Raw genomic sequence first — 22,398 nt, 5'->3', positions numbered from 1 at the left:
ACATTGGGGCTCCCTTCCCGTTCGCCTCGCGTCAATCCCGCGCGATAGGACGCAGGCCCAGCAGATTCCGTTCAACCTTCCCTTCCGCCGCCAAGGCATTGACAGCCTGATCCAGTTCCGCCATCTGTCCAGCTGAAATCAGGCTGCCGCCGAACATTTGCACGATAAGGTTGTCCATCGTTGTCTCGCCCTGTTCCAGAATGATGCGAAAGACCTGATCTTTGATGGGGTTCATGTTCCTCGCTCCCTTTCAACGTTCTATCTCGAGTCGTGAGTGATCCCCTATAGGCATCTGATTTATCGAATTGTTTGCCCGTTGCCTGTCCCCTAAAAGCCTGAATATCATTATGATACCACAAGCGCAATCGCAAGGCCAAAATGCCTGGATCGCAAAACCCCCCGCCCTCGGCGGGGGGTTTCTCGTTGCGCATTCGATTGCGGTGAGGGCGCCCTATCGATCCTACAGCATTTTTCGAATCTGCTCCAAAGCGGCCTTGTCTTTGTCAGACACCTTCTGGGTCTTCATCAGTTGATCGAGGAGGCCTTTGATCTGGTTGCCCTGTTCCGGCGACAGGTAGCGCGTAAACTGCGACACCAGTTGAACGGCCTGGTTGCGCTCAGCATCAGACAAACCCTTCTTCTGTTTCACCTTGTCCATGAACCCTTTGACCTGCTTTTCCTGTTCCGCGCCAATGGGTAGATTTAGGTTCCCTTGATTCATCAACTGGGCCAGAACCTCTTTCAGGTTGTTCAAATCCATAACCCGCTGCCTCCCAAAAACAAAATCTCATCTGCAACCATGGTATTACGGCAGCAGGCGGCGGGTTCCTGAAGAAGGAAATTGCTGGGGGGCAAATTAACAAAAAAATTCCCGACCGTCGCCGGCCGGGATAGATCGCTGGTGTTAACCAAAGAGTCCCCCATGGGCTCTGAATCCCACATTAGAATATCCCGCCTTTTCAGGCTGAATCCGGCGTAGTGCATTTCTTCGCTGCCCCTTCACAGAGACAGCATAGCACTGCGGCGTTACGGAAGTGTGAGCGCTCCGTTAAAAATCAGCGACGCTTCGGCCAATAGCGGTGGCCGAGGTAAAAGAGTATCATGATCACCGGGATGTGCAGGCTCCACCAGGCCCAGCGCAAAAACTCAAAGGCCGTTCCGTCGAGGGGATTGCCCACCGTCCTCCCTCCTTCCCAAGGCCCGTCTATCCCACACCCTATGCGCCGTGGTTCTTCACTAGAACCAACGGTAGAACCAAGGCAATCAAGGCGCTGTCATGTTCTACCGCCGGAACTGGCATGCTATAGGGAGAAAAAGGATTCGCCCGCAAGGAGTGGTTAGGCATGGCTGCCCGCGCTGCAATGATCCTCTTTTTTTCAATCGCCCTATCGGCGATGACTCTTTTCCCGCCCGGCCCTCTCGCTCTCCCCTGGCTTCCGGCAGCCTCTGCCGAGAAACCACCGCTGCCGGCCTCAGCGCCGCCCCTCGATTACCGGATCCAGTGCCGATATTTCCCTGAAACGACATCCATCGTCGGACGAGTGGACCTGACTTGGCGTTTCCCCGGCGCCCAGCCCTTGGACCAGTTGGCGCTCCACCTCTACCCCAACGCCTTCCGGCCCGGCTCCACCTTCCAGAAGGAATCGTCAGGCAGACACCGGGGCTATGCGGCCGGTCAGGGCGACGACGGTGAAATGGAAATCACCCGGATCATCGCCAATGTGGACGGGCAAAGCGTCGACGTGACAGAAGCCTTCCGCTATATCCAACCGGATGACAACAACCTCGATGACAAAACCCTGGCCGCCATCGATCTCCCCCGCCCTCTCCGTCCCGGCCAGACAATGGCGTTGACGATGGAGTTTCGCACCCGGCTGCCCCGCGTCTACGCCCGTTCCGGCACGGCAGGCCCCTTTGTCATGGCCGGTCAGTGGTATCCCAAACTGGCCGCCTTTGAGCGGTACGGGCAGCGGGGCCGGACGAAAGAGGGGTTCAACCTGCGCCAATTCCATGCCAACAGCGAGTTTTACGCCAATTTCGCCAACTATGACGTGCAGATCACCCTGCCAAAAGAGTACACCCTCGGCGCCACCGGTCAGGAAACAGCGCCGCCGGTGGCGCAAGACAGCCTTAAAACGGTCCGCTTTGGTCAGGCCTGGGTTCACGACTTCGCCTGGTCCGCCGACCCGCGCTTTCACCTCTTCACCCGGACCGTCACACCCCAAGGAGGGCGGCCGGTGGAGATCCGCCTTTATTGCCAAGCCGACCATATCCATACGGCGGAACGGCAATTGAACGCCGTCGCCGCCGCCCTGGAAGGGCTTGCCACATACGGAGCCTACCCCTATGCCACCCTCACCGTGATCGACCCGCCCAACGACGCCCCCGGCGCCGGCGGGATGGAATATCCGACATTGATCACCGGCGGCACGCCCAACTTCCCCGGCGAAGGCTCTGCCGAGTTGGACCGCGTGCTCATCCACGAAGCCGCCCACCAGTACTGGTATGGCCTGGTGGCGAGCAATGAGTTTGAGGAAGCCTGGCTGGACGAAGGCATGACCAGCTATGCCGAGGGCAAAATCCTCGCAGGCTACAAACCGGACACGCGCGTCCCCTTTCGTCTCTTTGGCCTTCCGCTCCTAAACCAACCCTTGCGGGACGGTTGCCCGGGGCTCTTCCGCGCCGCCCTCGGCCCCTGGGTCCCTGATCCGATCCGGCTGGACTCCTGGAAGTTCGCCTCCGAACAGTCTTACGCCGTTTCTGTCTACAACCGGGCCGCCCTCGCCCTCTATTCGCTGGAACGGTTGATCGGCGAAGAAAAGATGCAGGCGCTCCTGTCATCCTATTTCAGCCGCTGGTCCTTCCGCCATCCCGGGACGAATGATTTTCTGCGCATCGTCGCCGAAAAGGCAGGCGATCGGGCGTCAATATTGTTCCAACAGTGGCTGTCCACCCCCGGCGCCCTTGACTACGCCATCGGCTCTGTCCGGACGGCGAATACCCCCGATGGCCCCGCCTGGACGATTCGCATCGATCGCCGGGGCGAACTGCAGGCGCCCGTTGAAATTGCCGTTATCGGAAAAGACGGGCACGTGCAATCCCTTTTCTGGGAGGACGGAGGCCGGTATAAGGAATTTACCCTGTCCGGCGCGGCGCCGGAGGCGGTCGTCGTCGACCCTGGGGAGAAACTGGCCCTGGACATCAATCGGTTGAACAATTACTGGGCGAAAGAACCGAATCGCGCGGCAGCCCTCCGGTGGTCGCTGTTTGTGGCAAGCCTATATCAGGGATTGATGGCCTTTGGGTTTTAGGATCATGCGAGGAAAATAGAAGACGCCACCCCACGAATTGTGTGGAATGGCGCCTTGACCGGAACAAGTCTGTACGACTCATCGGTTCAACAAGAGACCCGCTCATACTCGCTCCCTCAGGGTTCCCGCTGATACGTTAATTACAAGTGTGCGTACACATTTCTTTCATCATGGTTTCACACTTGACCATCATCCCAGCCGTGTCTGCCATGCCTTTCATGCTGTTCATGCACATCATCATGTCGTCACAAAACATTTTGCATTGGCCTTGGCTCATTTTTCCCATATTCATCATCATGTCGCAGAACATCTTGCATTGGTCCATGGTCATCATCATCATCGACATTTCAGTACACATCTTTTTCCAATAAGCATCACACATCATCATAAAACCGTTCCTCCTCTAGATCAGGTTTTACAATTTACAAGCATCCGGATCTCTTGCCCAGTAAAAATATAACATATTGGCGCTGGTTCGTCAACATGTTATTTAACAATAGTTCCATTTTTAATTTATTTTCCTTCTATTTGGATGCATTTGAGTCATATATTTCTCAGCAAAAACATCGGCTATGATTAAATTATAACGCATTAAGATAGTTTACTAATACCCTGCCCTCTTATAGGAATTTTGACAGCAGTGGTATCGATGCAAACGGTTCGCGGTAACCGTTACACGTCACCCTTGACCAAGAGTTGATTCCGAATAGACTTTTGGAACGAATGTGTATTCACTGCCGTAGGCTAATCATGAGCAAGTAATTACAAAGGAGGAAGTAAAATGTCAACGAGTTGTTCAACGAACCCATCACAACCCTGCCCTCAATTGCCCGGCACACTTGTTCGGCTCTTTCTCCCCGCAGGAACAGATATTAACTTGCTCAATCTTCTTGAAGTGCTTTCTCCCAGCGGTGTTTGCCTGATTGTGCGGTCACCGATATTGGGAGGAGTAACCCAGTCGTAACCCCATCATGACTTCTCCAGCGTGTGCCTTCATGCAGGCACGCGCTCTTTTTCTATAATGAGCCTTTGCCTACCGAAGAATGACCACAGGCGTTCCGACGGGAACGATTCTCGATAATTCAAGGACATCTTTGTTCACCATCCGAATGCAACCGTGAGAGACGGCGCGGCCGATGAAACCAGGGTCGTTCGTGCCGTGAATCCCGTAACTGGGCTTGCTCAATCCCATCCACATCGCGCCATAAGGGCCGCCTGGATTGAGTTGCTTATTGATGATCTTATAATTGCCGGTAGGTGTCGGTGTCACCATCTTTCCGACGGCGACAGGATAGGCCTTCTTCAACTGATTGTTTTGATAGAGATAAAGTCGTCGTTTGCTCACCGAAACGGTGATACGATACGGCATGGATGATCACCCCACCCCATCCTATTATGTAGAATGGTTGGAGGTGACGAGAAAGTGATGTGGCGCGAAGTCGCAACGCGCCTTACGAGACAATACGATTCATTCCTGACATTTTCGCTTTATGCAATTGAGCCTCTGCTTTGCGGATGACATCCAGCGAGGTTTCATCGCTCCGTTGGATCAGGCCTCCACTGACGGAAACGTGGACCTCGTATTCGGCAATTTGCTGGACTTTCCTCCATACGTTTTCAGCGATGCTGCGCGCAGATGCCAGATCGGTGTCTGGAAAAATAATTAATAGACGCTTTCCCCCGTATCTGCCGACGATATCCTCTTTCCGCACTGTTGAGTACACGACTTGAGACACGCTCATCAGGATGCTGTCCCCAACGATATGACCGTATTCTTCATTGATATTGATCAGATTGTCGACGTCTAACAGGAGGATGCATAACTCTTTCCGGCTTCCGCTCGATTGAATGACCTCGACTTCGAGCGCATTAAATATGGCCCCATGGTTCAACAGCCCCGTTAGACTATCTGTCACTGCCTGTCGTTGCAACAACCGATTATTTAGGAGCAGTTCCGCCTCATATTTTTTTCTGGCCGTGATATCGATCACAAAGGTGACATTTTTCGGTCTGCCGTCGTTTTCACATATGGACATGGTTTTCGCATAAACGATAATTTTTCTCCCGTCTTTTCGCACGACTTCCCACTCGTCTGACCGTTCACTCCGGTTCGAGATAATGCTGCCGTACGCGGCGAATACGCTTTCACGATTATCGTCGGTGCAAACGATCGCAAAGCTTCTTCCGATCAATTCCTCTTTCTCATACCCATAAATCGAACAGTAGGCAGGATTTACATCCTCGTAGACCCCCTGTTCATCTGTGATGCAGATGCCGACGGGCGCGCAATGGAGAATTTTCTTCAGTTTGCATTCGCTTTCATCCCTGAACCGCAATCGATTCAACGTTTCTTCGGCTTGTAGAAGACGTGTAACCAATTCTTCTTTTGTCAAAAGCGAGTAGTCCATCATGCGGCCCCCCGAAGAGCATATATTTATCCCATTGTAACATGGTTAAATCATTAATATACAGCCTTTTCCCTCTGCTGATTTTTGCCGCCGGCAAAAATCAAACCACCGATTTCGAACCAGACTCGATTCGTCCTGCTGGCTATCATTCAGAGACAATTCTCCGCTGAAGGAATCAAGCGCAGCGGTTTGCTCAACCCGGTTTTGCAACCGGCGACGAGGCCGGTGGGTCCACCTGAAGAGAGTGACCGATAAGGCGTAATCAAGAACACCTTCGAGATTTCCAAAAGCGATCCGCCGGCATATATTGCTGGCAAAGGACTTGCAGGAGGAATCTCAAACATGCCTTACAGTCATCGTTTTCTTCAGTACGGTTCCAGTGAAGCCTATTATAAACAAAAGTTTCTGGAACACGCTGCACTGTCGGAACACTATGCCCGACAAAAAATGGCTTACGCCGCTAACGCGCAAGCCTACTATCGATTCGCAGCATTGGAGTATTTTCACAAGTCAAGGGCGCTTTATTACAAAGGCTTTTTTATGGCCGATACGACAATAGAAACAACGTAACGATACGCGGACTGTCCCCAAACATTTATAAACATTTTATAGAAGTGAGACTACACCAAGTGTGAGGTCATGACGTGCGGGTCTACTTATCCGGCAGCATCGACCCCAGATAAATCCCAATCCCGATCGCAGCCGGTAACATCACCCCGTGGAAAACAAACCAGGCCCATCTCCCAAACCGAAATGCTTCTTCCGGGATCGGTCGACGCGATTCCGGCGGAATGATTTTGCCGCCGAGCCATTCGAACAGAAGGAGATAGATCCACCAAGCGGAATAGGAATCCCAAAAATCCCAGGCCCACTGGTACTTGATGATCTCTGTCTTGGCTTCCATCAGCGATTCAGCAAAGACGCCAAGGTTGATGACGGTCCAATAAAAAGGGATTTTGTAGGCCCACTGTTTCGGGCTGTAACAAACACCGAGAAGGACATAAAAAGAGAACGCCGTCAAGATCGATTCAAAGGGAAAAGGCAGGAAGCCAGGGAAAAGCAGATAGGAGAACTCGTAATACCCTAACACAAGGAAAAGATAGCACAGCAATGAACCGATTAGGGCGCTCAGAAAAAACAACAAGCCGTAACGTTTCCAATTGATGCGGGCAATGTAGACAGCGCCGACCAGATCGATCGCGAAGGCCACGAGAAAAATGACTGTTTCAATATTTTTCCCGATGTTCATCGACGAACTCACCTGTTCTTTTTAAACGTTTATCTTTTTATGTGGTTACCACCACCAAGATCGGAAAGGCCACAACTGCCAAGGCCAATATCCAGGTAAAGGCCCCGGCAGGCTTGTGTCCGCTTCGCCACAAGGTGGAACCGTAATTCAGGGTGTAGAGAGAAATCGCCAGCAAGGTGAACGCTGCTGCGAGATAGATGAGCATTGAAATGTTCCTTTTCCTCTATGGGTTACCTTTATCTTGCGTCTCTGAGAAGGGTTGTATCCGCAGGCCTGGGCGTCGGATTTCAAACTCGATGTGGAACTCATAGGTGGCTTGGGAAAACCGGTTTTTCCAATCAAGCCGGTCGAACTCCTGCATCGTCAGCGTGCGCATCTGAATAAACCGGGCGAAATAGAAGGGATCGGCCTTTTCTTTCTGCGCCTTCTTGATCAGTCTATCCGTTTCTTTCGTGATCACTTTCACCACTTGATCTTCAAATATGGAGATTCCTTCGGGACTCACTAACTGTTCCAGCGATGGAACCGCCATCAGTTCTCCTTCCAGAAACACGTGAATATTTAGATGGGGCTTCTCGCCCTCCCAGGTCACATCGAGCGCCGGCTCTTTTGCTCTTCGAATCTGGACGGCGAAGGTTCCTGGACGGGCGGGCGACTCAAAGACCCAGATACCGCTCCGGTAGGTGTCGCGAAGCAGGCCGTAGACGCGGGCCTCCCATCCAGACCACTTGTCGATCATTCTTCCCTCTTGCATGACGGCGACGCCGAGAAACTCCGAGGGGTTGCCGCCGGAACGGTGCAGCGGTTCGAGGGTTTTCCCGCCTGGTTCCTCCTTTCCCCCCATGAGCCCATGGTATTTCTCCGTCGGCATCACCTTCACCTGACCATCTTTTTTTTCTGAAGCGACGGTCGGGTTGATGCCGACAAGCGGGAGAACAGAATCGCTCTGTTCATTCTCCACTTCGCTTAAAAAATCATGGAGCGTCGGCATCCGGGAATAACCGAAGCGAATCACGCCACGGGCGATGCCATCGACATACCGGGATACGCTTTTTTCCAGCACCGGCGCCGCTGTCAGAAAGACATCTCTCGCCGGACCATCTTTGGCCACCCAGACGAAAACAGTGCGGCGAAACTGCCGGAATCGTTCCATCACATCCAGATGGGGCATGATTCCCTCCTTCGCCAGTTCTTCTCCGAAGATGATGACCCGGAGGTGCCGGAAATCGATTCTCCGTTCTACCGTCGCTTCCGCCAGGCTGATCGCCTCGGGAATCGACCGTGCCGTCACAGTGATCGGCTTCGATGTCTCCCCAATCGATTCGCCCTGGCTTTTTCCGGCCTCGGCGCCGATATTTCCAGGGACGCCGATCCGCATGATCACATCAATCTGGTTGTCTGCGCTGCGATCGACGCCCATCGTTAAGACAAAGGCCAAAGTCTCCAGTTCGTTCCGATCCCAACAACCCGTCTGCAAGACAAGCATTGCGCCAATCAACGTCATCCATCCCAGTTTCTGCAACCAGCACCTCACTCTTGATCCCCCTTTGCCCGATAGAAGAGCTTGCTCCAGAGCAGCAGCAGCGCCGGCAAACCGAAGAACGGCGCCTGGATCAGCAAGAACATCATCGAATAGGTTTGCACGGCGTCGACGGCGCGTGGCGGCACAAAGGCGACACAAAGGGAAAGCACCGCCAAGGGGAACAGGTAGGGTCGAAAATCGGGAGCGCGAATTCCCTGGGCCAGTGTTAAGGCCCCTCCGTACAGACAGACGGCCAGACCGACGGCCGATACGCTGGCCCAGACGAAGACAAACAGCGGATCGAGGCGTTGCAGAAACACTTCGATCCGGATCAGGCGAACGACCTGATAGAGCGGAAAGCCGATCTGTTGAGCCGTTGCAATCGGTAAGCACAGCTCATAGACAATCTGGGCAAAGACAAAGAGAAGCGCCGAAAAAGCCAGCGTAGTCAAGCCTGCCTGTTGATAGTATTTTTGTTTGCGAAACAAAGGGGCGATAAAACCGAACAAGGCGATCTCTACATACAAACCCGTGTAGAGAAGCCCTGTGCGGACCGTTTCCCACAGGCCGTAACCCAGCCAAGGGGTGATATTGTATATCTTTCCCATACTCCCCCCCATCGTCAGGGCAAGGATGAGCACTGTCAATCCGATAGGCACAATGACCATGATCGTGCGGGACAGACTTTCCAATCCGCCATAGGCCAAATAAATGTTTAACAACACCATGGAGATGAGCACCGCCGAGATCGGCGTTGATGGCAGGAGCGTCGATAGAACGAATTCAGCGAAAATCCGCAGTTGATACCCGTAATAGAGGATAAACAACCCAGAGAAAAGGACGCCTAAGCTAAACTGGACGGCGCGCCCCCAGAATAATCCGGCGATGCTGAGCAGGGATGCTCGGGAAAAGGCGGCGGACAGGTGTTGCAGCACAAAAAAGACGACCGTCGCACCCAATACGGCGATGACGGGGATCATCCAGGCGGCTGTTCCCCCGGCCTGACATAACACCCTCGGCATAATCAAGAACATTTTGAGATAGATCAAACTACTCACACAGAACGTTGTCTCCAACCAACCGGCAAACCCCTGCCTCTTTGTACGACTCATTTCAACCTCTCCGTCGAACCTCGCCGGCGGCTTCCTGCAAGGTGATCAGTTCCAACGGCGTCGCCGGGTCCCAAGGTCGGGTGACCTTTTTGGCTTTCACGATATCCTTCGGCCGGGCATAGCCGGGACGTTGCTCCTGGACGAAGGGAGAACGACGCACAAAAGGGAGCAGAAAGCGTTTTTTCGCCGGCGCCACAGGGACTAAAAAGGGCATGCCCAGCGATCGCAGGCCGACGGCGTGACAGATCAACGCCACAAGCCCCAGCAGGATACCGTAAAAACCAAAGACGGTTCCCAAGAGCAGGTTGATCAGCCGAACCAGGCGCAGGCTGAATGTGAGGGTATACTGGGGCATGGAAAAGCCGGCCAAGACCGTGATGGCCATGACGATGATCATGACGGGAGAAACGATGCCGGCCTGTACGACGGCCTGACCGATGATCACAGCGCCGACGATACCGATCGTGGTGCCGATGACCTTGGGCACCCGCAACGCCGCTTCCCGGATGAACTCGAAGGCCAGCTCCAGGAAGAGCACCGCCAAGAAGCTGGGAAAAGGCACCCGTTCCCGCGCCGCCGCGATGGAGAGCATCAGTTCAGTGGGAAGCATCTCGGGGTGGAAGGTAACCATCGCCACATATAAAGCGGGAAGGTATAAGGAAAAGAACAGCCCGATCAACCGGACGATGCGGGAGAATGTGCCGATGGGCCACCGGAAGTAGATGTCCTCGGGAGAATGAAGCTGCGCCCAAAAGGTCACAGGGGCGATCATTGCCAATGGGCTGCCTTCCAGAAGAACCGCCACAGATCCTTCCAACAGATGGGCGACGGTGCGATCAGGCCGTTCCGTGATCAGCACCTGTGAGAATAAGGAACGGGGTTGATCCTGGATATACTGCTCCACCATCCCCAGGTTGTAGATCATGTCGATGTCGATGGCCCTCAACCGTCGACGCATCTCTCGGACGATCTTGGGGTTCGTCAGTCCGTCGATGTAGAGGAGATACATGGGCCCCCGGTTTCTCCGGCCCGCCGGAAGCGCTTCAGCGACAAAGCCCGCTATGGCCAACCGCATGCGCAACAGGCTGAGGTTTTTTTGCGCCACCTCGACAAAGGCGTCATAGGGCCCGGGGATGACTGTTTCGATGCGGGGCGACTCGATGTTGCGGCTCTGTTGATCCCGTAAGTCCACCACCAGAGACCAGGGGAGGTTGTCCACATGAATGAAGGTCATGCCGTTGACGATCTTCTCGACGGCTTCTTCCACGGTGGCGACGGTATCTACGATATGACAGTAGGTGAGGCTACTGGCCAGTTTATCGGGCGTGATCTCTTCGATGTCGCCGCTGTACTCCACCAAGGGCCCAACGACGGCTGACTGCATCAGTTCCCGATCAGTGATGCTGTTGTAAAAGGCGATGGTGATTTCGCTCCAGGGCGCCGATAAGGTTCGGACGACAAAGTCGGGATTCCGCTTCGCATGAAATCGCCCCTTCAATACTTGCTGCAAGGTCTTCTGATCCAGTGGGAGGGGCGTCGTTTTTCGGGACTTTCCGTTTTTCTTTTCTTCCAGAAAGCGCCGAACGGGCGGACGGGAAGGGCTCAGGGAAAACTCTTTTTCTACAATCGGCTGGTTGACAGACACCAGGTTTTTCAGAAAGGAGTTGACCTTATCCAGTCTGTTGCTCGGCTTTTTCATGGCTGCAATCCTTTCTGCGATCGAGTTCCTATGAATTTTCCTCGCAGCCTGGACTCAATTTCTGATTGAATTGCTGCTCCCCTAATCCAAACTAGTTATTGCCTCCGATGCTGAATTTATGTGCTTTCTTCCCCCCGCTAAAGCGCTCTCTGAGATGTCCCTTGAAGGCCTCTTCGAAGAGCTTGTTCATTTCTACCGCATCGTTATAGGCATCCCAGATGCCGAACACGTAAATCGACGGAAAGAACATCAGCCAATGATAGTCCACCAGGTTGCGCGTTTCTTCAAAGCGACCGGTCAATGTATAGATCACACCTTGCGGGAAATGGGATAAGTGAATGATGACCACCAACCAACCTAAGAGGATAATGCCCTTCAAGGTCTTCATGTTGTAAATGTGTCCAAAACCGGCAAACAAGGCGGACCAACCCGCCGCTGCCCATGGATTTTTGTGGCTTAAATAATTGACACCCCAGATAGAGTATTTGGCAAACTGAAACTGCCGGTTTTTCTGTTTGCGTTCCAGATCGGCATAAGTATTTAACTCAATGGTCATGCGATACCCATCAAAGATGGCAAAACAAAAAATAGAAACATAAACGAGCGCCCACCCCTCATCGATAACATCGTGAGCGGCTTGGAAATCCCCGGTAAAGGTATACAATATGGCCATATTCACATGGGCCTTTGTATTGACATAGGCTTCCCAGGTTAAAAGAATGAAGCCCTTAAAATACTCGCCCAGGCAGATATGTCCCAGACCGGGGAGGGCTGCTGACCACCAGGCGGCCATCCAGGGGGTTTTTTTGTGAAAGATCCCGATCGATATGCCGGTCATTTGCATTCGCTTGATGCGGAACTGAGTCATGGCCCATCCCCCAAAGCGATTTTGTTTCTTAGAATAGCCCTGTTTTTTTCGTTTATACTAAATGCGGTGATCATATGCAGGTGATCTACGGGTTGTTCAAGACTTCTCTGAAGACCGAGTTGGGGATTTATGCGTTGCAGGAAAATGGCTTTCATGGCGACCAAGTGCGCGTCGTTCCCCTTGACGCCGCGGTGAAAGCAACCCCCCGTGTCATCGATACGATGTATAAGTCGGACGGACTTAGTTTGTTTGACGGTATGACCATGTCTGCCACGATCGGCATGTTGCTCGGCGTTATTTTCGGCTCTGTCGTGTATATCGGTCCCGTTGCCCTCGGGATCATCGGATTCTTGCTCGGCGCAGGCATCGGGTATTTGATCGACAAAAAGCTAGGCCAAAATGTGCGTCACAACGATTGCGGCCCTTCGGGGGAGATCATCATCTCTGTGGCATGCGCTTCGGAGATCGAACAGGAAAGGGCCGAGGCGATACTTCGAGAATATCAAGCGGTTGCTCTGGGCGCTTTTCCGCCGCAACGCTCCTAAGCCGGTTTGTCCATCCCCAACCCGCCCTGATATCCGGTATATTCCAACCATGGATTGACCAAATAAACGTACAATAAAAAACGTTTTGACAAGGAAAAGACCTATGGAAAAAATCCCATCGACGAAAAATGCCCGTCGACCTTTGGTTCATGTATCAACGTTAGCGACAAACCACCTGCATCTGCGGAACCCCTGGGTTACCCTGTGGCTTTCCGCTTTGTTTCCAGGGTTTGGTCAAATATTTTTGGGGAGTTACATCAAAGGCTTTTTGCTGATTATTTGGGAGATTGTCATCAATGTAGAAGCTAAGATAAATTTGGCGATTCTTTACTCTTTTACGGGACAACTGGATTTACTTGGCGGAACCGTTAATGCTCGCTGGTTGCTCCTTTATTCGTCAGTCTTCGTTTATGCCCTATGGGATAGTTATCGGTCTACAATCGATTTGAATAAATTTACTATTTTGGCCCAGAGAGCGCGCTCCGCTGTCGTTCCTTTTAAGATAGATTCTTTTGAAATCAATTATTTAGATAAAAGAAATCCCTGGATAGCAGCGGCCTGGTCAGTGTTTATGCCCGGTTTGGGACATCTCTACACCCACCGGCTGCCCACTGGCTTTTTCGTGTTGATCTGGTGGATCGCCATCACCTATTTTTCGCACCTGATGGAGGGGGTTCACTATTCGGCCATTGGCGCTTTCGACCAGGTCAAAACCATCGTTGATCCTCAATGGCTGCTGTTTATGCCATCGATCTATTGTTTTTCCATATACGATTCCTACGTGAACGCGGTCGAGTACAACAAGCTCTTTGAGTATGAACAGGCTCGATTTCTTTCTTCTCAATATCAAAGCCAGGCTTTCAAGAAGCCGGTATAGTCTGGAGTGACCAGGTTGTACGTCGTGGCCACCTTCGAACAAAGCTTATTCCTCGAGTTGGCCTTATCGGAGTTGGAGGAAAAGGGGATCTCCAAAGAGAACATCCTCGCGGTTCCACTAAAAATGAGTTCGAACAAGGGCAAGATCATGGATACCATTTACAGAGCCGATGGAATCAGCATTTTTGACGGCGCGACTGTGCTGGGGTCAGCGGCGATGGTTCTCGGTGTGATCTATGGGTATGTTTTGGCATGGGGGCCGATCATTTGGGGGCTGATCGGACTAACCGTAGGTTTTATTGTGGGACTCTTGCTTGACCTCGCCGTCGGGAATAAACGGAAGAAACAGGGAAATGCCAAAGCCGATGTCGTCGTCATGATCTCCTGTACAGAATCGCAAGTGGATTGGGTTTCGACTGTCCTTGAGAATCACCACCCGAATGGCATCGGATTCATCCCCGATTAGTCACTTTTCCGGTCTGACCAATCTGAAGCAGCCATAGGATGAACCAGGAGGTGATCTTCCTGGCGCACCTATGGTCCCTCAGCCAGACCGGTCTTCGACTGTCCTTCTCTCTCTGGCCTGTCGCCCTTATGACCTGGCTGTTTCAAGTGATTCTATTGCTTCCTTTGTTGATCCCCCTTTTTTCCTATCTGGCCACTGCCTTGCCTCCGCCTGCGGCGCTATCGTCACCGGCAACCCTATCGGCGCCTGTGGGCGATAGCGCTGCCGCTATTCCGACCGCCCTTTCACTCGTGGCAGGGAGCGCTCCTCACGACTGGGATGCCATGCAGATTTCCCTCTATCACGACCTGATGCTGCCCTTCTCGACGACGGTCGCCGGGAGCATCTGGCGAACCCTGCAATGGATGCCCCTCGTCCTGTACCTCCTGCTCAGCCCTTTCTGGCAGGCTGGCATCTGGTCGGCTCTCCGGCACCGTCTCGTCTTTCCACGACACCGTTCCGGCCTGATCAAGACGTTTTTTGAGGGCATCAGCCGCCGGGGTTTGGCCAGCTTCTCGCTCTCTCTCTGGCTGGCGCCCGCCTGGTTGTTCCTCTGGTGGCTCTGCCAAAAGACTGCCGGCTGGATCGACGCCGTTCCCTGGTCGCCACTCCCTGCCATTCTGATCGCCTTGCTTTTTGTCATCGTTCTGATGGCGCTGGTTGATCTCCTCACCCTCTTTGGCGATACCTCACGCTGGCGCCTAGTTGCCGCAACATCAGACCGGAAAGGTAGCGCACTGACGGTTCTCCTTTCCACCCTTTCCGGGCTGTCTCGCCACATGGCATTCCTGCTCCTGATCCGGTTCAGCCTGCAAGCCGCCTTCCTCATGGGATTTTGCCTTGTGCTGTGGGCGATCCAACACGGGCCTTCCAGGGGAATCACGGGAGTGTCCGGCGCCTTCCTGCTGCAACAGACAGCGGTCTTTCTCCTCATATTTGCCCGCCTTGCATCGATTGGCGCGACCGGTGGATACCTCCATGAAAGAAATCTGTAAGCGGCCCTTCGCGCCATTCGGCCCCACCCCGAACCCCTTGCAAGAATAAAGCCACGCACCGCCATAGCGCATGCGTGGCTTTTCATTCATTATTTCAGGCCTTCCACCGACTCGACATAACCGGCTCCAAGGTGTGCCGTCGTATCCTCCCAGGCCTGCTGGAGCATGGCCGCATCCTCTGCTGTGAGCAACGGATCGGCCTTTTCCCGCCAGTCCCGCAACGCGTCGGCGACAGGCAACGCCCGGTAATCCTGCCGGCCCCGCCGGTTGTACCGGTCTGTCCAGACCGGCGCGTAGCGGATCTCGCCGATGCGGGTATAGGCCTTGCCGGCGCCATCGGTTCCTTTTTCCAGAGGGATATAGAGGATCGCCCCGGCGTCGCGGTAACGCCCCTTCTGGGCTGAGATGAAGTTCCCCAGCGAGTAGATGACGAAAACGTCCTTGTCGCCGCCTTTCCGCTTTTCAAAAGGCTGGAGCACATGGGGATGGCTGCCGAGGATCACATCGACACCGGCTTTGACAGCCCGGCCGACCCACTCCTTCTGAAAGGCGTTCGGCGTCCGCTGGTACTCTTCCCCCATGTGCAGTGAGGCGACGACAAAATCGACGCCCAGCCTTCTCGCCTCGGCCACATCACGCTCCAGCGCATTGGCGTCGAGCAGGTTGACCAGCCAGGGCTTGTCCGGTGGGATGGGAATGCCATTTGTTCCGTAGGTGTAGGCCAAAAAGGCAAGTTTTACTCCTCGGATCTCGCGGGTGGTGATGCGGCTTTGCTCTTCGGCGCTGCGAAAAGCGCCGACTGGGACGATGCCGTTCTCCTCGATGCGGTTAACCGTCTGCATCGCGCCGGCGGCCCCTTTGTCGAGGATGTGATTCCCGGCGACAGTGATCACGTCAAATCCGGTGTCTGCCAGGGCGGTCGCCATCGCATCGGGACAACTGAAGAGCGGATAACCGGAAAAGCCCCGGTCGGCGCCGGCCATGGTGCCCTCAAAGTCGGCGACAGCCACATCGGCGGCCTGGATGTAAGGCTTGATCTTGGCGAAAAAGTGTTCAAACCGGTAGCTTCCGTCCGCCTCCTGACCTGCAGCGATCATCGAATCATGGATCAGCACATCGCCTGTCGCAGCCAAAAGGATAGTCGTCGACTGTGGTAGCGGTGTGACCACCGGGTTTCCCCTGTTTTCTGAAACGTCATGGGCGCCCCCTGATTCTGTTCCCGATCCAGATCCGGTTCCGTTCTTCCACCCGCAGCCTGTTGCCACAGCAGCAACGGCTATGACCATCGTTAGCAGGAGCAGTATGGCTTTACAGCGCAGTCCTTCCCGCAACACCCTTCCTCCCCTCGTCCAGCTAACCCTTGCCACTTCACGCCTTTTCCCGCAAAAGCGGATTTGCGGCATCTGCAACCCTTTGATTGTTGACCTGACTGGTCAGGGGAACCATGAAACCGAGCGATAAAAAAGAAAAGCCACGCCCTCTCAGCAGAGGTCCGTGACTTTCTTCATTCGCATCGATAAACTCTTGAGGTTACCGGTTGATAGCCATGACAGAGAGCGCCTCTGCAGACCGGGCCACCTCGTCAGAGGCTTCTTCGATCTGCCTGGAGGTCGTCGTCAAACTCTCAATCTCGGTGGCGATCGATTGCACCTTATCCTGGTTGTTGCCGATGGACTTGATGATCTCACCGAAGCTGCGAACAACATCGGACGCCTGCTGGGAGGCCGCGTCCATCGCCTTGCTCGTTTCGACCATCGCCTGGGAGACCTCCAGGGTGTGCTGGCGGGAGATCTGGATCATCTCGGCGATCTCCTGGACGGATTGCTCCGAGAAGCCCGCCAATTTCTTCACCTCGTTGGCGACAACGGTGAAGCCGCGCCCCGATTCACCGGCCCGCGCCGCCTCAATGGCGGCGTTCAGGGAGAGCAGGTTTGTCTGTGTGGCGATACCCTGGATCACGCCGGCGATCGATTCGATCTTCTCGGAGCTCTCGTCAAGGGCCTTGATCTTGTCTTGCATGCCTTGGATCAGGCCGTTGAGGTTTTCAATCGCCGTGCCGGTCTGTTGGATCCGTTTCTCGCCGCTTTCAGCCAACTGATTGACCTGGCTGGCAAATTGGGTGGCCTGAACGGCGTTTTGGGCGATCCGCTGCGCAGCCGAGGCCATCTCGGCTGCCGAGGCCGCCGTTTCTTCGGCGGTGGCCGCCAAGGTCTGGCTGGAGTCGTTGACCCGGTTCTGCAGGATTTGGATGTCGTTGAGCGCCAGTTCCAGGTCTTCCTTCTTGTCAATCTCTTTCATGTAGTCGGTGATGTAGGAGGACATGACCGTCTGCTGATCCAGATTGGTCAGGCGCTGCATGGCCGTATTGATTTCCATAGCCCTCGCCTTGTCTTTCACCTCGTCCAAAATGGGGAGGATGGCGTTGAAGAGCGCCTGGTAGGAGGCCGTATACCAATAAGCCGGCAGCTTGATCCGGTTGTGGACGTGACCGATCTTTTGGCGTTGTCCGATATACTGATCATCCACCTTGTCCGTGAACAGGCTCTTCAGATATCCCTTGAAGGTTACCCGCAGCTTATCCACTGTCGAGTGGGTTTCAATAAACGTTTTCAGTTCAGGGATCGCAAGGAGCTGCTTGTAAAAGTTGTTTGCCACTTCGTCCAGGCGAGGCTCGATCAACGGGCGCAGTTCCGCCAGCAACGCCAGATCGCGCGTGCTGAGGTTGAGCAACTGCTTCGCCACCCGGGCCTCATCGCCGGATACGTTGATGGACATGTTGGCTGGTATCGTTACCGGACCGCTCTGGTTTCGGCCGAAAAACATATCGTTCCCCCCATCTCCTTGTCTACCTGTCTACCTGTCTACCTGTCTACCTGATATTATACAACCTTCGATTCAACCTTGGAAAGGCGAAACTATGCGCTCTCAGTCACAGATGACCGCGCAAGGGCCGGCGCAAGCGCAAAAGCCACAGACATCGCTTAATGGCAGATCGGGATAGGCTTGATCGACTTCCAGCAAAAAGGCGTAACAGGCATGGCGATCAAAGGGGGTCGTCGACAGCGCGCCGGTGGGGCAAGCGCGCTCGCAAGCCCGGCAACCTGCCGCTTCCCGGCACAGTTGCGGCGCCGGCGGATCGAATCTGCCCGTCTCGGGGCGCCAGATCCCTGGTCTGTCTGTGACGATCTCGTCGATGACCAGTGAGGTGAAGCGGCCGGCCGTTCCCGCCGGTGTGATCAGCATCTGGTGCCGGCCAAACTCGCCGAGCCCGCAGGCCCAGGCCATGTGTTTATGGGACCAGGCCGCCGTTAGCCCTTCCTTGTCAAAATCGTAGGTTGGCATTGCCGTCACGGCGGCAATGCCGGCTTCCGCCAGCGCCTCGACCATCTCGGAAGCGATCGTCGCAAGCAGGCTGTTCGTGGTGACATAGCCGCGGGCCCATGATTCTGTCGGATAATCGGCGCGCCGGTTCGCTTGGACAAGTTCCTGCCGAAAGGGAAGAAAAACGGCGATAATGCTGCGCGCCTCGGCCAGACATGCCGCTGGATCAACCAGTTCGGGATGGGCGGCTCGCAGGCGTTCGACCCGGTGATCGGTCACCGGGGCAGCAGCCAGCAGCGGCGCCCGGTACCCGGCCTCTCCAGCAGCAGCCTGATTCGCACAGATCTGCCATAAGCGGTTCATCAGCTTTTGCGCGCCCTCCTGCGTCCCCTCTTGCGTGACCAGACAGGATTGCGGCTCCGTTGATTCCTTCATTGTTGTATCCATCACTTCTCTCATCGCGCAGCCTCTGGCGCGCGATCATTCTCCACTACTCCCACTTCTGCCGCCGACCCATTCTATGCTTTCAGCCCATCTGTCTCCGGGGCAGCAGGATTCTTTTCTCTTTTTGGCGAAAATATCGGTAAATTATCCAGTATCCCAAGGATCCCATCTCAACTCGGAAGGAGGCCCGGCTGTATGGACACCTTCATGAAACGCCTGCTCCGCTCCACCCTCCCGTTGACACTGATCGTTCTCCTCATCGTGATCGCCCTGTCCGGTTGCAGCATGTCTCAAGGGGCGCCTCAGAACGCCACGATAGAAAACGCGACATCTCCCGCGCCCGATGGCTCAGGTAAAACGGCTGCTGCAACGGAAACGACCGTTCGAATCTTTTTCCCCGATAAGGATTTGCAACGTCTGGTCAAAGAAGACCACCCACTCAGCGGCAGCGCCGAGGAAAAAGTTCGCCAGACTTTTGAATTCCTGAAAGAAGGCCCCAAAAACACCTCGTTGATGACGCTTATCCCGCCGCAAACGCGCCTGCTCGGCGTCGCTGTCAAGGACACCCAACTGGATGTGAACCTTTCACGGGAGATCCGCCAGGGCAATCTGGGCTCAACCGGTGAAGCCCTGCTGATCGGTTCCCTTGTCAACAGCTTCACTTCGCTCGGTTATGCACGCGTTCAACTCACTGTGGACGGTCAGAAAATTGAATCCCTGGCCGGTCACATGGAGATCGCTCTTCCTCTCCCCTTCTTTGACGAACTGACGATCCGCCAAGGACCGATTCCACCGCCGAATAATATCAACGATATCGAAAACGATGCGCAACAGGGACAACAGCAGTGGCGACTGGATCCACTGGAAGTGACTCGTGTCGATGGCATCGCTCTGGGTTTCGAACCGGAAAAAGACAGCTTTAGCCTCGTCAGCCAATCGGACGACAGCGGCAAATCCCTCGCCAAGGTAAGAGTTCGTCATGGCAAGTTGGATTTCCTTGTCGAACTGACCCAACCGGCAGGCAACGGCCATGGGCATATCTGGGTGATTCGTTCCGTCGCCACAGCGCCGCGCAATTCCTAACAGAGTCGAAAAGGTAAAAAAATAGACCGCAGTCCAGTCATCGCCCCTCCTGTTGCTGAATGCCCGCCCCTGCCCGCGGAAAAAATATGGACAGGAGGCGATATGGATGGCGGACAAACCCAAAGGCCTGCATACCTATCATCTTGATCCGGAATCGCTGGAAAAGCTTTATCAAAAGTACGGACGTCCGGGAGAAATCGCCCCCGGCGTAAAAGCCCCCCGCAAGCGCTCCATCGCGCCGGGACGGGAACCGGGCGCTGTCCCTCTGTTGGAAACGGAGTGACAGCATATCGGATAGGGATAAGGACACCTTCTCGCTCGGGAGGTGTCCTTTCTTTATCTTTATGCAGAGCTAGAATTGATCGAATTTTCAAATAACCGGTTGTCTTTTTCACCTTCAACCCTTTAAAATGGGGCCTATACAGCCGCGTACCCGCAGTCACAGGGAGGAGTGTGAACGATGACGGATCCCCTGGCCCAGATCGCCGCCATTGTCCCTTTCAATCAATTGCCGGAGGAGGCCCAACACCGCGTCGCGGAGAAAATGGCTTTCCTCCGCTTTACCAAAGGAGAGGTCATTTTTTCCCAAAAACAACCGGCCTATCACCACCTCTTCCTGGCCCTCGACGGTATGGCGGAGATCATCGTTCAAAATGACGCCGGCCTCTCCACTGTGATCGGTTTCCGCCAGGGCGGCGAGTTCTTCGGAGAAACCTGTATCGTCGAGAAAACCTATCCCGCCACCGTCAAGGTGATCGAGAACATGACCTGCCTGACCATCCCCTTTGACGAACTTCACCGGCTCTGGGAACAGCATGCCGCCTTTTCCGCTTATTTCTCCCGTCTTTTTGCCGCCCGCTTCCGGTCTATGATCGATGAGATCGTCGCCGAGCACTCCGGTGAGGCGCCCGGCATGGACGGGCGTCCCTTTCGCAAGCGCGCCGTCGATATGATGACATCGCCGGTGCTTACCATCGCCGCCGGCGAACCGGTGACAAAAGCGGCACAGTTGATGGCCGACAAGCGGGTCGGTTCCCTCGTCGTCACGGAGGGCGATCAGCCTGTGGGCATCATCACCGAGCGGGATCTGGTCTACCAGGTGTTGGCGGCGCCCTCGTCCCTGGAAGCTCCCCTCGCTTTCCCATCTTTAAAGGCGGTGATGAACAGCCAATTTATCACCCTGCCGCCCGAATCCTGTTATTATCAGGTTTTGCTGACCATGATCCGGGAGAGTGCCCGCTATGTAGGCGTTGTCGACAAGGGCCGTCTCCTCGGCATTGTCGCCCTGACCGATCTGGTTCGCAACCGCGACGCCGGCGCCCTGTCCATCGTAGACGGCATCGAACACTGCCGCACCATCGATGACCTGGCGGCGAGGGCCACCGTCATCGACCGGCTGCTCACGGCCATGGTGGCGGAGCAGGCTCAGCCGAACGAAATCGCCGAAGTCATCACCGTGCTCTATGACCGGCTGACAGCGCGGATTCTTGAACTGGCCCTCGACGGGCTCGCCAAAGGCCGGTTGAACCCGCCCGCCTCCTTCTGCTGGCTCACGATGGGATCGGCCGGACGGCGCGAGCAGACCCTGCGCACCGATCAGGATCATGCCATCGTCTTCGCCGATGTGCCGGAAGAACAGCTAGAAAGGGTGCGCGCTTTTTTTCTTGACCTGGGCGAACTGGTGGTCAAGGGCCTGGAGGCCTGCGGTTTTGCCCGTTGTCCCGGCCAGGTCATGGCCGGCAACCCTCGCTGGTGCCACTCCTCCAGCGAGTGGATGCACCGCCTCAGCGGCTGGGTGGAGGAATCGGTGCCCGAGCATGTGCGCCAGTTGACCATCTTTCTTGACTTTCGCGGCCTCTACGGCGATTTGACGCTGGCGTCCCGATTGCGCGACGCCGTCCACCAGACCTACCTGCGCTTCCCCGTCGGACTTCATCACTTGGCCAAAGACGACCTGCGCCACCATGTGAGCCTTGGGTTTTTTAAACCCTTTGTCACGGAAAAAAGCGGCGACCATAAAGACGAGATCGATCTGAAGCGCAGCCTCCTGGTGCACCTCATCGACTGTGTCCGCATCTTTGCCCTGCGCGAGGGCGTCGAGGAGACGAATACGCTCGCCCGGATTCGCCGTCTCTCCGAAAAGGGCGTCTTTCACGACAATGACGCGGAGCAGTTTTGCTTTAGCTATCAGACCCTGACGGCGATGCGCATCCAGGAAAATCTGCGCAAGGCTCATGAGGGAAGTAAGCCCGACAACTACATCCACCCCTACCGGCTGTCCAAACGGGAACAGGCGGCGCTGAAAGAGGCGATTCAAGGCATCATCCGCCTGCAGAGCCTGACCGGCTCCGCCTTCCGCGTCGAAGGTTTTTTATAGCCGCTCTTTATCGTCGAAGGTTTTTTCAGAGAAATTTCCGCGGCGGCACCTTTTTCGTCTCGATCCAGTGGAGGTGGTTGTCC

Annotated in this window: 24 protein-coding genes; 9 read left to right on the top strand and 15 right to left on the bottom strand. The window is 54.8% G+C overall.

The window, feature by feature from the left end; translation table 11 throughout:
* Positions 1–31: 31 nt before the first annotated feature.
* The 3 genes from GTO89_RS00710 to GTO89_RS17580 all read right to left on the bottom strand — a co-directional run bounded on the left by GTO89_RS00710 (position 32) and on the right by GTO89_RS17580 (position 1,178).
* A complete protein-coding gene (locus GTO89_RS00710) occupies positions 32–235 on the bottom strand; it encodes a hypothetical protein (protein ID WP_161260139.1) in 204 nt (67 codons plus the stop codon).
* Between the two features lie 225 nt (positions 236–460).
* A complete protein-coding gene (locus GTO89_RS00705) occupies positions 461–760 on the bottom strand; it encodes a hypothetical protein (RefSeq protein WP_161260138.1) in 300 nt (99 codons plus the stop codon).
* Positions 761–1,055: 295 nt separating this feature from the next.
* Positions 1,056–1,178 carry a hypothetical protein gene (locus GTO89_RS17580; RefSeq protein ID WP_268894600.1) on the bottom strand — a complete coding sequence of 41 codons (123 nt, stop codon included), beginning with the start codon at positions 1,176–1,178 and terminating at the stop codon, positions 1,056–1,058.
* Positions 1,179–1,343: 165 nt separating this feature from the next.
* On the opposite strand from GTO89_RS17580, the gene GTO89_RS00700 reads away from it, so the two are divergent.
* On the top strand, positions 1,344–3,311 hold the full coding sequence (locus GTO89_RS00700; RefSeq protein WP_161260137.1) for a M1 family metallopeptidase: 1,968 nt from the start codon (positions 1,344–1,346) through the stop codon (positions 3,309–3,311).
* A gap of 136 nt (positions 3,312–3,447) precedes the next feature.
* On the opposite strand, the gene GTO89_RS00695 is transcribed toward GTO89_RS00700, so the two are convergent.
* The 3 genes from GTO89_RS00695 to GTO89_RS00685 all read right to left on the bottom strand — a co-directional run bounded on the left by GTO89_RS00695 (position 3,448) and on the right by GTO89_RS00685 (position 5,719).
* Positions 3,448–3,699 (bottom strand): hypothetical protein, encoded by a 252-nt coding sequence (locus GTO89_RS00695; RefSeq protein WP_161260136.1) that lies wholly within the window; start codon positions 3,697–3,699, stop codon positions 3,448–3,450.
* Between the two features lie 645 nt (positions 3,700–4,344).
* Entirely contained in the window at positions 4,345–4,680 is a 336-nt protein-coding gene (locus GTO89_RS00690; RefSeq protein WP_161260135.1) for a L,D-transpeptidase, read from the bottom strand.
* 82 nt (positions 4,681–4,762) lie between these two features.
* Positions 4,763–5,719 carry a diguanylate cyclase gene (locus tag GTO89_RS00685; protein WP_161260134.1) on the bottom strand — a complete coding sequence of 319 codons (957 nt, stop codon included), beginning with the start codon at positions 5,717–5,719 and terminating at the stop codon, positions 4,763–4,765.
* Between the two features lie 342 nt (positions 5,720–6,061).
* On the opposite strand from GTO89_RS00685, the gene GTO89_RS00680 reads away from it, so the two are divergent.
* Positions 6,062–6,289 carry a hypothetical protein gene (locus GTO89_RS00680; RefSeq protein ID WP_161260133.1) on the top strand — a complete coding sequence of 76 codons (228 nt, stop codon included), beginning with the start codon at positions 6,062–6,064 and terminating at the stop codon, positions 6,287–6,289.
* An 82-nt stretch (positions 6,290–6,371) separates the two neighbouring features.
* On the opposite strand, the gene GTO89_RS00675 is transcribed toward GTO89_RS00680, so the two are convergent.
* The 6 genes from GTO89_RS00675 to GTO89_RS00650 all read right to left on the bottom strand — a co-directional run bounded on the left by GTO89_RS00675 (position 6,372) and on the right by GTO89_RS00650 (position 12,169).
* Positions 6,372–6,968 (bottom strand): CBO0543 family protein, encoded by a 597-nt coding sequence (locus tag GTO89_RS00675; RefSeq protein ID WP_161260132.1) that lies wholly within the window; start codon positions 6,966–6,968, stop codon positions 6,372–6,374.
* Positions 6,969–7,005: 37 nt separating this feature from the next.
* Positions 7,006–7,173, bottom strand: a complete 168-nt coding sequence (locus GTO89_RS00670) for a hypothetical protein (protein WP_161260131.1) — start codon at positions 7,171–7,173, stop codon at positions 7,006–7,008.
* Positions 7,174–7,191: 18 nt separating this feature from the next.
* The gene (locus tag GTO89_RS00665; protein WP_161260130.1) at positions 7,192–8,502 is read right to left on the bottom strand and encodes a Ger(x)C family spore germination protein; all 1,311 of its coding nucleotides are present in this window, start codon (positions 8,500–8,502) and stop codon (positions 7,192–7,194) included.
* Complete coding sequence (locus tag GTO89_RS00660) at positions 8,499–9,512, bottom strand: GerAB/ArcD/ProY family transporter (RefSeq protein WP_161260129.1); 1,014 nt, start codon at positions 9,510–9,512, stop codon at positions 8,499–8,501. Before GTO89_RS00660 ends, GTO89_RS00665 begins: the two co-directional genes overlap by 4 nt.
* A 91-nt stretch (positions 9,513–9,603) precedes the next feature.
* Positions 9,604–11,301, bottom strand: coding sequence for a spore germination protein (locus tag GTO89_RS00655; RefSeq protein ID WP_161260128.1), 1,698 nt, complete (start codon positions 11,299–11,301; stop codon positions 9,604–9,606).
* Between the two features lie 91 nt (positions 11,302–11,392).
* Complete coding sequence (locus GTO89_RS00650) at positions 11,393–12,169, bottom strand: hypothetical protein (RefSeq protein ID WP_161260127.1); 777 nt, start codon at positions 12,167–12,169, stop codon at positions 11,393–11,395.
* 92 nt (positions 12,170–12,261) lie between these two features.
* Here GTO89_RS00650 and GTO89_RS00645 point away from each other — a divergent pair, with 92 nt between their 5' ends.
* From GTO89_RS00645 to GTO89_RS00630, 4 genes are all read left to right on the top strand, one after another.
* Positions 12,262–12,714 carry a hypothetical protein gene (locus tag GTO89_RS00645; protein ID WP_235920150.1) on the top strand — a complete coding sequence of 151 codons (453 nt, stop codon included), beginning with the start codon at positions 12,262–12,264 and terminating at the stop codon, positions 12,712–12,714.
* A 103-nt stretch (positions 12,715–12,817) separates the two neighbouring features.
* Positions 12,818–13,591, top strand: coding sequence for a hypothetical protein (locus GTO89_RS00640; protein ID WP_161260125.1), 774 nt, complete (start codon positions 12,818–12,820; stop codon positions 13,589–13,591).
* A gap of 6 nt (positions 13,592–13,597) precedes the next feature.
* Positions 13,598–14,056, top strand: coding sequence for a hypothetical protein (locus GTO89_RS00635; RefSeq protein ID WP_161260124.1), 459 nt, complete (start codon positions 13,598–13,600; stop codon positions 14,054–14,056).
* A 38-nt stretch (positions 14,057–14,094) separates the two neighbouring features.
* Entirely contained in the window at positions 14,095–15,090 is a 996-nt protein-coding gene (locus tag GTO89_RS00630; protein ID WP_161260123.1) for a hypothetical protein, read from the top strand.
* Positions 15,091–15,179: 89 nt separating this feature from the next.
* Here GTO89_RS00630 and GTO89_RS00625 read toward each other — a convergent pair whose 3' ends face one another.
* The 3 genes from GTO89_RS00625 to GTO89_RS00615 form a co-directional block, all read right to left on the bottom strand.
* Positions 15,180–16,421 carry a CapA family protein gene (locus tag GTO89_RS00625; protein WP_161260122.1) on the bottom strand — a complete coding sequence of 414 codons (1,242 nt, stop codon included), beginning with the start codon at positions 16,419–16,421 and terminating at the stop codon, positions 15,180–15,182.
* A gap of 199 nt (positions 16,422–16,620) precedes the next feature.
* Positions 16,621–17,913 carry a globin-coupled sensor protein gene (locus GTO89_RS00620; RefSeq protein WP_161260121.1) on the bottom strand — a complete coding sequence of 431 codons (1,293 nt, stop codon included), beginning with the start codon at positions 17,911–17,913 and terminating at the stop codon, positions 16,621–16,623.
* Positions 17,914–18,015: 102 nt separating this feature from the next.
* Positions 18,016–18,858 (bottom strand): epoxyqueuosine reductase, encoded by an 843-nt coding sequence (locus GTO89_RS00615; RefSeq protein WP_161260120.1) that lies wholly within the window; start codon positions 18,856–18,858, stop codon positions 18,016–18,018.
* A 192-nt stretch (positions 18,859–19,050) separates the two neighbouring features.
* On the opposite strand from GTO89_RS00615, the gene GTO89_RS00610 reads away from it, so the two are divergent.
* The 3 genes from GTO89_RS00610 to GTO89_RS00605 all read left to right on the top strand — a co-directional run bounded on the left by GTO89_RS00610 (position 19,051) and on the right by GTO89_RS00605 (position 22,315).
* Positions 19,051–19,938, top strand: coding sequence for a GerMN domain-containing protein (locus tag GTO89_RS00610; RefSeq protein ID WP_161260119.1), 888 nt, complete (start codon positions 19,051–19,053; stop codon positions 19,936–19,938).
* Between the two features lie 106 nt (positions 19,939–20,044).
* Complete coding sequence (locus GTO89_RS17055; protein WP_170294303.1) at positions 20,045–20,221, top strand: hypothetical protein; 177 nt, start codon at positions 20,045–20,047, stop codon at positions 20,219–20,221.
* A 177-nt stretch (positions 20,222–20,398) separates the two neighbouring features.
* On the top strand, positions 20,399–22,315 hold the full coding sequence (locus tag GTO89_RS00605; protein ID WP_161260118.1) for a DUF294 nucleotidyltransferase-like domain-containing protein: 1,917 nt from the start codon (positions 20,399–20,401) through the stop codon (positions 22,313–22,315).
* Positions 22,316–22,398 lie beyond the last annotated feature (83 nt).

The sequence above is a fragment of the Heliomicrobium gestii genome (assembly GCF_009877435.1).
Classification (GTDB): domain Bacteria; phylum Bacillota; class Desulfitobacteriia; order Heliobacteriales; family Heliobacteriaceae; genus Heliomicrobium; species Heliomicrobium gestii.
The sequence above is the reverse complement of the archived record's forward strand: the minus strand, read 5'-3'. Positions and strand labels throughout refer to the sequence as shown.

What these genes read in the sequence shown, in the direction of transcription:
- GTO89_RS00710 (WP_161260139.1), bottom strand. Translation starts at nt 235, where the DNA reads ATGAACCCCATCAAAGATCAGGTCTTTCGCATCATTCTGGAACAGGGC.
- GTO89_RS00705 (WP_161260138.1), bottom strand. Translation starts at nt 760, where the DNA reads ATGGATTTGAACAACCTGAAAGAGGTTCTGGCCCAGTTGATGAATCAA.
- GTO89_RS00700 (WP_161260137.1), top strand. Translation starts at nt 1,344, where the DNA reads ATGGCTGCCCGCGCTGCAATGATCCTCTTTTTTTCAATCGCCCTATCG.
- GTO89_RS00695 (WP_161260136.1), bottom strand. Translation starts at nt 3,699, where the DNA reads ATGATGATGTGTGATGCTTATTGGAAAAAGATGTGTACTGAAATGTCG.
- GTO89_RS00690 (WP_161260135.1), bottom strand. Translation starts at nt 4,680, where the DNA reads ATGCCGTATCGTATCACCGTTTCGGTGAGCAAACGACGACTTTATCTC.
- GTO89_RS00685 (WP_161260134.1), bottom strand. Translation starts at nt 5,719, where the DNA reads ATGGACTACTCGCTTTTGACAAAAGAAGAATTGGTTACACGTCTTCTA.
- GTO89_RS00680 (WP_161260133.1), top strand. Translation starts at nt 6,062, where the DNA reads ATGCCTTACAGTCATCGTTTTCTTCAGTACGGTTCCAGTGAAGCCTAT.
- GTO89_RS00675 (WP_161260132.1), bottom strand. Translation starts at nt 6,968, where the DNA reads ATGAACATCGGGAAAAATATTGAAACAGTCATTTTTCTCGTGGCCTTC.
- GTO89_RS00670 (WP_161260131.1), bottom strand. Translation starts at nt 7,173, where the DNA reads ATGCTCATCTATCTCGCAGCAGCGTTCACCTTGCTGGCGATTTCTCTC.
- GTO89_RS00660 (WP_161260129.1), bottom strand. Translation starts at nt 9,512, where the DNA reads ATGCCGAGGGTGTTATGTCAGGCCGGGGGAACAGCCGCCTGGATGATC.
- GTO89_RS00655 (WP_161260128.1), bottom strand. Translation starts at nt 11,301, where the DNA reads ATGAAAAAGCCGAGCAACAGACTGGATAAGGTCAACTCCTTTCTGAAA.
- GTO89_RS00650 (WP_161260127.1), bottom strand. Translation starts at nt 12,169, where the DNA reads ATGACTCAGTTCCGCATCAAGCGAATGCAAATGACCGGCATATCGATC.
- GTO89_RS00640 (WP_161260125.1), top strand. Translation starts at nt 12,818, where the DNA reads ATGGAAAAAATCCCATCGACGAAAAATGCCCGTCGACCTTTGGTTCAT.
- GTO89_RS00630 (WP_161260123.1), top strand. Translation starts at nt 14,095, where the DNA reads ATGAACCAGGAGGTGATCTTCCTGGCGCACCTATGGTCCCTCAGCCAG.
- GTO89_RS00620 (WP_161260121.1), bottom strand. Translation starts at nt 17,913, where the DNA reads ATGTTTTTCGGCCGAAACCAGAGCGGTCCGGTAACGATACCAGCCAAC.
- GTO89_RS00615 (WP_161260120.1), bottom strand. Translation starts at nt 18,858, where the DNA reads ATGGATACAACAATGAAGGAATCAACGGAGCCGCAATCCTGTCTGGTC.
- GTO89_RS00610 (WP_161260119.1), top strand. Translation starts at nt 19,051, where the DNA reads ATGGACACCTTCATGAAACGCCTGCTCCGCTCCACCCTCCCGTTGACA.
- GTO89_RS17055 (WP_170294303.1), top strand. Translation starts at nt 20,045, where the DNA reads ATGGCGGACAAACCCAAAGGCCTGCATACCTATCATCTTGATCCGGAA.
- GTO89_RS00605 (WP_161260118.1), top strand. Translation starts at nt 20,399, where the DNA reads ATGACGGATCCCCTGGCCCAGATCGCCGCCATTGTCCCTTTCAATCAA.